Genomic DNA, 9,864 nt, shown 5'->3' on the forward strand with positions numbered 1-9,864 from the left:
GCGGAATTGATAGCGGACGCCTCACCGACGCTGCTGTGTGTGCGGATGCTGCGTGCGGCGACGCTGCTGCATCCCCGGATGCCGCGTGCCTCGTCGCGCCCATTTCGCCGCGTGCCCGCCGCCGTCAGTCCGCCGTGAGTGCTGCGCTCTGCGCCGCCGCCTCGCGGGCGGCCTTCTTGGCGCGGGCGTGCGCCTCAACCTCTTCGGGAGTGAGGGGTCCCTGCGTCGAACCTGCACTGCCGTCGGTGCGCTCCCACGCGACGGCGAGGCTATCGCGCGCACCGAAGCGCGCCAGGTGGATGCCGACGATAAATTCGAGGCGGTCGGCGCGCTCGGGCTCCGTGCGCAGCTCGATGGTCAGCGCCGACGGCGACGCGACGACGTCGAAGCACCCCAGGACCGGGCCCTCGCGGTCGAACAGCAGGTGGCCGCTGCTCGCCTCCTCGTCCCAGAAGCCCGTGATCTTGTGGCCCATGTGGCTGACGAGCTGCTTGCCGTAGCGCGCCGCCCGCTCGGTCGGAATCGTGGCCGCGGAGATCAGGGGGAACGAGGCCGGGGCGGCCGACGGGTCAGGTGCGGCGTGCGCCGAGGCCGGGGTTGAGGCGTCGGGGGTGCCCAGGGAGGGAGTGGGGGAGTGGGCGCCTGCGGGCACCTCGGTGCGGCCCGTCGAAGGCGTCGAATTCTGCGTCATAAGGCAAACCTAACTTGAATGCGAGGCTTCTGCCATGTGGGGATCTAGATTCGGTCATGAGCGTGCCCGTGCGGTAGCGTTGGAGAGTCAAGCGCTTCGCGAGAGCGTGCAAAGACCGCGCAAAACGTCCCAGGTGGGGCGGGAGCAGGCAGAAGGAACAACGATGACCAGTGAGAAAGTCGAACACGGCGACCACCAGCAGGGCGGCGAAAAGCTTCAGCGCACGCTGAAAAACCGCCACATTCAGCTGATTGCCATTGGTGGCGCGATCGGCACGGGCCTGTTCATGGGCTCGGGTAAGACGATTTCCGTCGCGGGCCCCTCGATCCTGCTGGTCTACATGATCATCGGCGCGGTGCTCTTCCTGTTCATGCGCACCCTGGGTGAGCTGTTGCTCTCCGACCACAAGTACGCGACCTTCGCGGACATTGCGCGCGACCTGATCGGCCCGTGGGCTGGCTTCGTCACCGGGTGGACATACTGGGCGTGCTGGGTGGTCACCGGCGTCGCGGACATGATCGCGATCACCGGCTACACCCACTTCTGGTGGCCGGACTTGCCTGCGTGGATCCCCATCGGCGCGACGACCCTGCTGCTCTTCGCCCTGAACGCGATGACGGTCAAGGCCTTTGGTGAGACGGAATTCTGGTTCGCCCTCATTAAGATCGTCGCGATCATTGCGCTGGTCATCGTCGGTTTCGCCATGGTCGCCATGGGCACCGTTGATACGGAGGGAACCGCGGCCGCGGTCTCGAACCTGTGGAGCCACGGCGGCTTCTTCCCAACCGGATTCACCGGCTTCCTCGGCGGCTTCCAGATCGCCCTCTTCGCCTTCATTGGCATCGAGATGGTGGGTACAACCGTCGCCGAGACCGATGATCCGGACAACACCCTGCCGAAGGCCGTTAACTCCATCCCCGTGCGCATCATGCTCTTCTACGTGGCGGCGCTCGCGGCCATCATGATGGTGACCCCGTGGGATCAGGTGAGCCCCGAGAAATCGCCCTTCGTCACGATGTTCTCGCTGACCGGCCTGGGCGCCGCGGCGACGATCGTCAACCTCGTGGTCCTCTCCTCGGCCGCCTCCAGCGCGAACTCCGGCATCTACTCGACCTCGCGCATGCTCTACGGCCTGGCCCGCCAGGAGCAGGCGCCCGGTATCTTCGCCCGCCTCTCCAGCCACCACGTGCCCCTCAACGCCCTGTTCCTGTCGTGCGTGTGCCTGCTGTCGGGCATCGTCATCATGGGCATGGGTGGCTCGATTTCCGAGGCGTTCACGCTGGTGACCTCGGTGTCGGCGACGCTGTTCATGGGCGTGTGGGTGGTCATCGTCGTGTCCTACCTGGTCTACCTCCACAAGCACCCGCAGCTGCACGAGGCCTCGGCTTTCAAGGCCCCCGGCGGCGCGGTCAGCGCGTGGGTCGTCCTGGCGTTCATGGGGTGCATGGGCGTCATTCTGGCGATGTGGGACGATACCCGCCCCGGCCTCGTCTATTCCCTGATTTGGATCGTGTTCATCGTGGGCGCGGCCTTCGCGAACCGTCACTTCCTGCTGCGCCGGGCCTCGCGCGGCGTGCTCGGCGACGGGGGGACGGGCGAGGGTCCCCATCAGGGGCCTCACCTGCATGAGTAGCGCGATGAATACTAAGTGACTATGCTCACCACTGTGCCACGGGAGCTCGACGCGAGCTGAGAGGGGACAACCCCCGACCGTAGAACCTGATCCGGATCATACCGGCGTAGGAAGGCTCTTCCCTCGTGGCCGCCGTGCAACACGAAGGGAGTATTTTCGCATGGCATCCACTTCCCCGTCCCTCCGCTGGAGGGTCATTGACATCGTCACCGCAGCCGTCCTGGGCGTCGCGTGCGGCCTCATTTTTGTCGTTTGGAACCAGGTGGGCGGTGCGGGCTACGAGGTCCTGAAGGCCGTTGCCCCCGGCCTGGGTGGCCTGGTGACGGGTGTCTGGCTGCTGGGCGGTACGCTCGGCGGCTACGTGATCCGCAAGCCCGGCGCCGCGTTCTTCGTCGAGCTGATGGCCGCGACCGTCTCCATGGCCCTGGGTTCCCAGTGGGCCGTCGAGACCATCTACTCGGGCCTCGCGCAGGGCCTCGGCGCTGAGGTCGTCTTCGCCCTGGTCGCCTACCGCCGCTTCAATGCGATGATCGTGTCCGCCGCGGGTGCCGTGTCCTTCGCCTTCGAGTGGGTTCTCGAGCTCTTCCTCTCCGGTCACCTCGAAAAGGGCGTGCTCTACAACGCCATCTACCTGGTGTGTGGCGCGCTCTCGGGCGTCGTCCTGGCGGGTCTGCTCGCGTGGGCGCTGACGAATGCGCTCGCGAAGACGGGCGCGCTCGACCGCTTTGCTTCGGGACGCGGGGCGCGTGAGCTTGTCTGATTCCAACTCCATGGACGAGGCCCACTCCGCCTCCCCCCGCCCCGTTTCCTCCCCGGACGGCCAGGTGCCGCTGGGTGAGGGGGCGGGCGCGCGCGTGTGCGCGCGCGACTGGGGATGGCGTCACGCCGGGCGCAAGAACGCCGCGCTGTCGGGCGTTGATCTCGATATCGCGCCGGGCGAGCGCGTGCTCGTGTTGGGCCCGTCCGGGTCGGGCAAGTCGACGCTCATGGGCGGCTTGGCCGGCCTGCTGGGCGGCGCCGAGGAGGGCGAGGCCACCGGCACGCTCACCGTGGACGGCGTCGCCCCGGCCGCGGCCAGGGGACGCGTGGGTCTGCTCATGCAGGATCCCGAGGCCCAGGTGGTCCTCGCCCGCGTGGGCGACGACGTGGCCTTCGGCATGGAAAACCTGGGGGTTCCTCGCGAGGAGATCTGGCCTCGCGTGGAGAACTCGCTCGCGGCCGTGGGCCTGAGCGTGCCCCTGGATCATTCGACGACGGAGCTGTCGGGCGGGCAGAAGCAGCGCCTGGCGCTCGCGTCGATTCTGGCGATGGGCCCGGGCCTACTGCTCCTGGACGAGCCCACCGCGAACCTGGATCCGAACGGCGTCGCCGAGGTGCGCGGCGCCGTCGAGGCCGTCGTGGAGCGCACGGGCGCGACCGTGGTCGTTGTCGAGCACCGCGTCGATGTGTGGGCCTCGCTCGTGGATCGCGTCATCGTGGTCGCAGATGGCGCGATCGCGGCCGACGGCCCGCTGAGAGAGGTCCTCGCGCAGCAGGGCGATGCCCTACGCGAGCGCGGCATCTGGCTGCCCGGCGACGACGTGGCCGCGGAGGTCGGCCCCGCGCCCGAGGTTGCCCCGGCCTCGTCCGGTACCACCCCGATCGCTCGCGTCGCCGACCTGACGATCGGCTACGACAAGAATTCCCCCGTGCGCAGCGGCATCGACCTGACGATCGAGCGCGGCGTCTCCACCTGCATCGTTGGCGCTAACGGTGCCGGAAAATCAACCTTTGCGCTGACGCTGGCGGGCCTCCTACCGCCCATCTCGGGCACGGTCGAGGTCGAAACCTCCGACGGCACGCGCGGCGACCCGCACGAGTGGTCCAGCAAGCAGCTGCTCGGCCGCATGTCTATGGTCTTCCAGGAGCCCGAATACCAGTTCCTGGCCTCCACAGTCGCCGAGGAGCTTGCGATCGGCCCGCGCGCGGCCGGCATGAGCGAGGCGGAGATCGCCCCCCTCGTCGACGAACACCTCGAGGCCCTGGGCCTGACCACACTCGCGCGCGCCAACCCCATGACCCTGTCGGGCGGCGAGAAGCGCCGCCTGTCGGTGGCGACCGCGCTCATCAGCGCCCCCGAGCTGCTGATCCTCGACGAACCGACCTTCGGCCAGGATCGCGGCACGTGGCTGGGCCTCGTGCGCCTCCTGCGCGCCGCCCTCGCGCGCGGCGTCACCCTGGTCTCCATCACGCACGACCCCGCGTTCGTGGCCGCGATGGGCCAGCGCGTCGTGGACCTAGGCCAGGTCGGGACGCGCGGTGCGATCCCCGCTGATCCCGCGGACGAGGCCGGGGCCGCCTCCGCTGGGAACGCTCACGATCGCGGCGCGCAGGCCGGCGAGAAGGTGGCCCCCGCGCCTGCGGGCGGCGCGCAGAACCCAGAGCAGCAAGGCACGCAAACCGGCACGAAGACTCGCGCCCGCGGCCTCCTTGCCCGCACGAATCCCGTCGCCCGCGTGCTCGCCCTCCTGGTCGCCACCACGCCCCTGCTGATCACGATCGACCCGGTGAGCGCGGGCGTGGCCCTCGCCCTCGAGCTCGCGCTCATGCCCCTGTCGGGCGTGTCCGCGCGCAGCTTCTTCCTCAAGGCCACGCCGCTGCTCGTGGCCGCGCCGCTGGGCGCGCTGTCCATGCTGCTCTACGCAAGCCCGGGTGGACACGTCTACTGGCAGCTCGGTCCCGCCGCGATCTCGGACCACTCCATGTGGCTGGCGCTGGGCATCGGCCTGCGCATGTGCGCGATTGTCATGCCCGCCATCGCCCTGCTCGACCGCATCGATCCGACCGACATGGGCGACGGCCTCGCGCAGATCCTGCACCTGCCCGCCCGCCCGGTGCTCGCCGCGCTCGCGGGCGCGCGCATGACGTCGCTGATGGCGGCCGACTGGAAGGCCCTCGAGCGTGCGCGGCGCGCCCGAGGCGTGGGCGACGCCTCGCGCATCCGTTCCTTCCTGCGCGGCGCCTTCTCGCTGCTGGTGTTCGCGCTGCGTCGCTCCGGCAAGCTGGCCACCACCATGGAGGCAAGGGGCTTTGGCGCGGCAGGCAAGCGAACGTGGGCACGCCCTTCGCGCCTGCGCGCCGCCGACGCGGTCCTCATGGTCGTCGCCGCCGCCGTTCCCGCGATTGCGCTGGCCGCGAGCGTCTGGGCGGGCACTTTCGCCCTGGTGGGCCGATGAGAGGCCTGACCTGGGAAGATGTGAGCGGGGGAGTGGGCCTGCGGGTCACCGTCCCCGTCACGATGGGCCCCGATGAGGCCGCCCGCGAGCTCGCCCCCCGCCTGAGTGCCCTGGCGGGGGAGCGGGCCACGGCTTCGTCCCACGGTGAGTCCGCGCGCGCATCGCACGGCGTCCCGGTCGTGACGATCGACGGCTACTCTGGCTCGGGAAAGTCCACGCTGGCCGCCGCCCTCGCGCGCCTCGTGCCCGGCTGGCAGGTGCTCCACCTCGACGATTGGTACCCCGGCTGGGACGGCCTCGCGGCAGGAGCGCGCATCGCGCGGCGAATCGCCGCCGACCTGCGGGGAGGGCGCGCCTCCTCCTACGAGGCCTGGGACTGGGAGGCGGGCGCAACAGGGGAGACGACCCGCGTCCCCCTCGCCCCGACCATCATCGAGGGCTGCGGCACCATCGAGGCCGAGGCCGACCTCGCCATCTGGATCGCCGACCCAGGCGAGGACGAACGACGCAGTCGGGCGCTCGCGCGCGACGGGCAGACCTACGCGCCACACTGGCGGCGCTGGGCCGACCAGGACCTGGGGCGCTCGATAGACTAGGCGCATGCTGCCGCCACCCCCCGAACCACCGCTGTGGGGATGGCTCCTTGTCGGGGCCATCGATTTCGTCATCCGCGTTGTCGCGCTGGGGGTTGTGCCCAAGCATCGGCGCGCATCGACCTCGACAGCGTGGCTGCTGCTGATCTTCCTGTGGCCCCTCCTCGGCGTGCCGCTGTACTTTATTTTTGGCTCGTGGTGGGCGATGGGAAGGCGCCTGGATGATGATCCGGAGGCCAGAGCGCTCGTCGACGCCATCGTGGCGGGTTCGACCGCGCCACAGCCCGCGTCCTACGAGGTTCCCACCGGACCGGACGGCCTGCCCTTCGGCTCGGACGGCGACACGGCCTCGATCATGCGCCTGTCCGGAAACCTGAGCGGATTCCCGGCCTCGGCGGGGCGCGTCGGCAGCCTCTACAACGACACGGCGGAAACCTTCCGAGCCATGGCGGCCAGTATCGACGCGGCCACCCACCACGTGAACGCCCTGTACTACCAGACGTCCTGGGACGAGTACACCGCCCCCTTCTACGAGGCCCTCGAGCGCGCGGTCGAGCGCGGCGTCACCGTCCGCCTGCTCGTCGACCACCACGGCATGCGCACGATCCCGGGCCACCGGGACTTCCGTCGCCGCCTGAACGCCATGGGCATCCAGTGGCACGAGATGCTGCCTTTCGCGCCGCTGCGCGGCCAGATCCGCCGCCCGGACCTGCGCAATCACCGCAAGATCCTCGTCATCGACGGGCGCGAGGCCTACATCGGGTCTCACAACCTCGTGGCCCCCGACTATGACACCCCCTCGTATCAGAAGGCCGGCATGCACTACGACGACACGAGCGTGTCCGTCACCGGCCCCATCGTCGCCCAGATCCAGGCGGTCTTCGCCGTCGACTGGTACTACGCCTGCAAGGAGGTCCTCACGCCCGAGGTTCTCACCCCACCCGACGCGCAGGCCGCCGATGAGCATGAGGAGGAGCAGGCCTCGGCGATGCAAATCATCCCGTCGGGCCCCGCGTACAGGGGTGAGCCGAACCTGCGAGCATTCGTGCACATGATTTCCTCGGCGCGCACGCACGTGTCGATCACCAGCCCGTACTTCATCCCAGACGAGGCCCTCATGACGGCGCTGACGAACGCCGCGCTGTCGGGCGTGACGGTCGAGCTCTTCGTCTCCGAGCAATTCGACCAGTTCCTGGTCGGCCACGCGCAGCGCTCCTACTACGGGCCGCTCCTGAAGGCGGGCGTGCGCATTCACCTGTATCACAAGCCGCGGATGCTCCACTCGAAGTACATGATCGTCGACGGGAGCCTGTGCATCATCGGCTCGTCCAACATGGACGTGCGCTCCTTCGGCCTCAACTACGAGATCGTGCTCGTCGCCGACAGTGCGCGCCTGGTCGAGATGCTGCACGGCAACGACGAGCGCACGCGCGGGCAGTCCCGCGAGCTCACGTACGAGGAGTGGAAGGGCCAGCCGTGGCACGTGCACTACGTCGACAACGTGTGCCGGCTCGGGAGTTCGCTCCTGTGAATGGTCACGATGGTCCGGGTATCAATCGCTCTACTGCGAGGGAAAAGGAAGCTTTGTCGAACACTGTGTCCGAATCCCTTGACGTGAATCCCTTCGTTGGGGAAGGGGGTGCTTACGACTCCGTGCGCCCCGCCTACCCGGACGAGGCCGTGGCCGCGTTGGTCGAAGCCGCGCGGTGCGCTCGGGGTACCGACGCGTCGGGGCAGGACGGGCCGCTGTGCGCAGCCGACATCGGTGCGGGCACCGGCAAGATGAGCGAGCTCCTGGCCCGTGCCGGGTTCCTCGTGGACGCGGTCGAACCTTCTGAGGCGATGCGAGCCCAGGCCTCGTCGATCGAGGGCGTGACGTGGCATGATGGCGTCGCGGAGCAGACCGGACTGTCGAACGACGTGTACGACATCGTCGTCTTTGCCCAGTCCTGGCATTGGGTGGATTCTGAGCGTGCGGGCCTCGAGGTAGCCCGAATCCTGGCGCCCGGCGGCGCGCTCGCCATTGTGTGGAATCAGATGGCCGTATCGATCCCGCGGGTACATCGACTGACGCGCATCATGCGCTCGGGCGACGTGCACCGCCCCGACAGGCCGCCCGCACCGGGCGGTGGCTTCGCCCCGATGACACTCACCCAGGTCGCCTGGGAGGACCGCATGACCCCCGAGCAGATCCTCACCCTGGGAACGACGCGCTCCTCGTATATCCGCTCGTCGGAGGCGGGGCGTGCGCGCATGCAGGCGAACCTGCGCTGGTACCTCTACGACCACCTCGGGTATGCGCCGGGGGAGCAGGTGACGATCCCCTACGCGACCCTCGTGTGGATCTCTCACCTGTGAGGGCGGGGGGACGACACCTGCGTCAGTGCAAGCGGATCTCCTCGCGAGCCTTGTTGTCGAACCAGCGCCGACGGCCGTCAGGTTCGACGACCAGTTGGATGTCGGAGCCGATCGGCAGGTCGTAGATACCGATGCAGGCGGGCTCGATGTTGCACAGAATGTTGAAGTCAACCCGGAAAAAGTTGGTCGGGTCGCTCATGTACTCGCCGGTGTCGTCGCCCGAGAGAACGCGCCAGCCGGAGTCTTCGATCTCGACCGGTACCACGCGCATCATCCACTTGATGGTGGCGCTTCCCTCGAGGATCCTGCGCGAGACAACGGCGATTCCGGCGTCGCGAATGTAGGTGGTGTACATCAGTACTCCTGTCAGTGGGTGTCATCCTGCGCGCGCAGGTAGGCGTCGATACGGTCCGCGAGGACGTGCCGGTCCTCGAATGCACGGACGAGCTCATGGAAAGGCTTGCCCCCGTCAACGACGGTCGTGAAACCTGGGTCCGGGGATGCGAAGATGACGTCGTAGATGGGTGCCAGGTCCTCGTCGGAGTAGCGATGGGCGGGGAGCAGGTACTGGAGGGGTAGGCGCCTGCGATCGTCGAGGCACTTGAAGGTCTCTCCGTGGTCGACCAGGACCTGTGCGATGGCGGCATCGCGGACGGGGTCGTGGTTGAGGCTTCCTAGCAGGATGTGCAGGAGCGACGCGCCATCACCGGACTTGTGGGTGAACGACGGATTGCGCTCAAGTAGGAAGTCGACGATCTTGTATCGCTCTTCCGCTTTGCTGTTTCCGAGAGCGTAACTGAACAGGGAACGCCCCCGGTTCGCGCGTGCTTCGTCCCCCGGTACATAGAGGGCTATGAAGTCCTCAAATGTCTTCATGTTCGCCGTGAGAAAGATGTTCATTTGTCGAGGCCTTCGTGCTTGTGGCTGCGAGAGTGATCGACTGTGAAACAGCGGACGTCGAACCCTGTTTGGTGTGCTGGTTCTACTCACCTAAGTACAGTTTAGCGCTTCCTGAAAAGGATGCTGCATGAGATGTGCGAGCTTGTACGCGCGTTGCTCATCGAAAGAGGTGAACTCTACGTCGGGGCAACTGCGCATTGACAGGACCTGCTCGCCGGGTAGTTGTCCGGGGCTTATCGTCCAGCTTGCTCGGAGGGAATCCGGGTCAGCCGTTAGCTCGACTGCCTGCCGCCCATGCGACCATCGGTTGTAGGCACCCAGAAGGCGCACCAACTCATATCTCGCAACTGTCGAACTCGGGGTTCGCAGTGTTGCGCCGACACGGCTTGGGCGTTCGCTCGTGCCGAAGCGGTAGTTGTCTGTCGAGTACCAGAAAGAATCAAAGAGAATTCCATCGATGGTAAAGAACAGCCT

The 9,864-nt window shown here is 67.7% G+C and carries 10 protein-coding genes and 1 riboswitch; of the genes, 6 read left to right on the plus strand and 4 right to left on the minus strand.

The window, feature by feature from the left end; all coding sequences use genetic code 11:
- Window positions 1-124 precede the first annotated feature (124 nt).
- On the minus strand, window positions 125-691 hold the full coding sequence (locus O3656_RS10055; protein WP_500063934.1) for a DUF2218 domain-containing protein: 567 nt from the start codon (window positions 689-691) through the stop codon (window positions 125-127).
- 163 nt (window positions 692-854) lie between these two features.
- On the opposite strand from O3656_RS10055, the gene O3656_RS10060 reads away from it, so the two are divergent.
- From O3656_RS10060 to O3656_RS10085, 6 genes are all read left to right on the plus strand, one after another.
- Entirely contained in the window at window positions 855-2,324 is a 1,470-nt protein-coding gene (locus tag O3656_RS10060; protein ID WP_500063935.1) for an amino acid permease, read from the plus strand.
- A gap of 28 nt (window positions 2,325-2,352) precedes the next feature.
- A riboswitch (TPP riboswitch) is annotated at window positions 2,353-2,454 on the plus strand.
- Window positions 2,455-2,484: 30 nt separating this feature from the next.
- Entirely contained in the window at window positions 2,485-3,084 is a 600-nt protein-coding gene (locus tag O3656_RS10065; protein WP_500063936.1) for an ECF transporter S component, read from the plus strand.
- 10 nt (window positions 3,085-3,094) lie between these two features.
- On the plus strand, window positions 3,095-5,539 hold the full coding sequence (locus tag O3656_RS10070) for an ATP-binding cassette domain-containing protein (protein ID WP_500063943.1): 2,445 nt from the start codon (window positions 3,095-3,097) through the stop codon (window positions 5,537-5,539).
- A complete protein-coding gene (locus O3656_RS10075; protein ID WP_500063937.1) occupies window positions 5,536-6,135 on the plus strand; it encodes a nucleoside/nucleotide kinase family protein in 600 nt (199 codons plus the stop codon). The genes O3656_RS10070 and O3656_RS10075 overlap by 4 nt, the downstream gene beginning before the upstream one ends.
- A gap of 4 nt (window positions 6,136-6,139) precedes the next feature.
- On the plus strand, window positions 6,140-7,663 hold the full coding sequence (locus O3656_RS10080; RefSeq protein ID WP_500063938.1) for a phospholipase D-like domain-containing protein: 1,524 nt from the start codon (window positions 6,140-6,142) through the stop codon (window positions 7,661-7,663).
- The gene (locus O3656_RS10085) at window positions 7,660-8,490 is read left to right on the plus strand and encodes a class I SAM-dependent methyltransferase (protein WP_500063939.1); all 831 of its coding nucleotides are present in this window, start codon (window positions 7,660-7,662) and stop codon (window positions 8,488-8,490) included. Before O3656_RS10080 ends, O3656_RS10085 begins: the two co-directional genes overlap by 4 nt.
- Before the next feature lie 22 nt (window positions 8,491-8,512).
- On the opposite strand, the gene O3656_RS10090 is transcribed toward O3656_RS10085, so the two are convergent.
- The 3 genes from O3656_RS10090 to O3656_RS10100 all read right to left on the minus strand — a co-directional run.
- Window positions 8,513-8,845, minus strand: coding sequence for an immunity protein Imm33 domain-containing protein (locus tag O3656_RS10090; protein WP_500063940.1), 333 nt, complete (start codon window positions 8,843-8,845; stop codon window positions 8,513-8,515).
- Window positions 8,846-8,856: 11 nt separating this feature from the next.
- On the minus strand, window positions 8,857-9,390 hold the full coding sequence (locus O3656_RS10095) for an ankyrin repeat domain-containing protein (RefSeq protein WP_500063941.1): 534 nt from the start codon (window positions 9,388-9,390) through the stop codon (window positions 8,857-8,859).
- A 90-nt stretch (window positions 9,391-9,480) separates the two neighbouring features.
- A partial coding sequence (locus O3656_RS10100) for a hypothetical protein (protein ID WP_500063942.1) occupies window positions 9,481-9,864 on the minus strand: 384 nt, incomplete at its 5' end.

This window comes from Pauljensenia sp. 27098_8_83 (assembly GCF_041432695.1).
Classification (GTDB): Bacteria; Actinomycetota; Actinomycetes; order Actinomycetales; family Actinomycetaceae; genus Pauljensenia.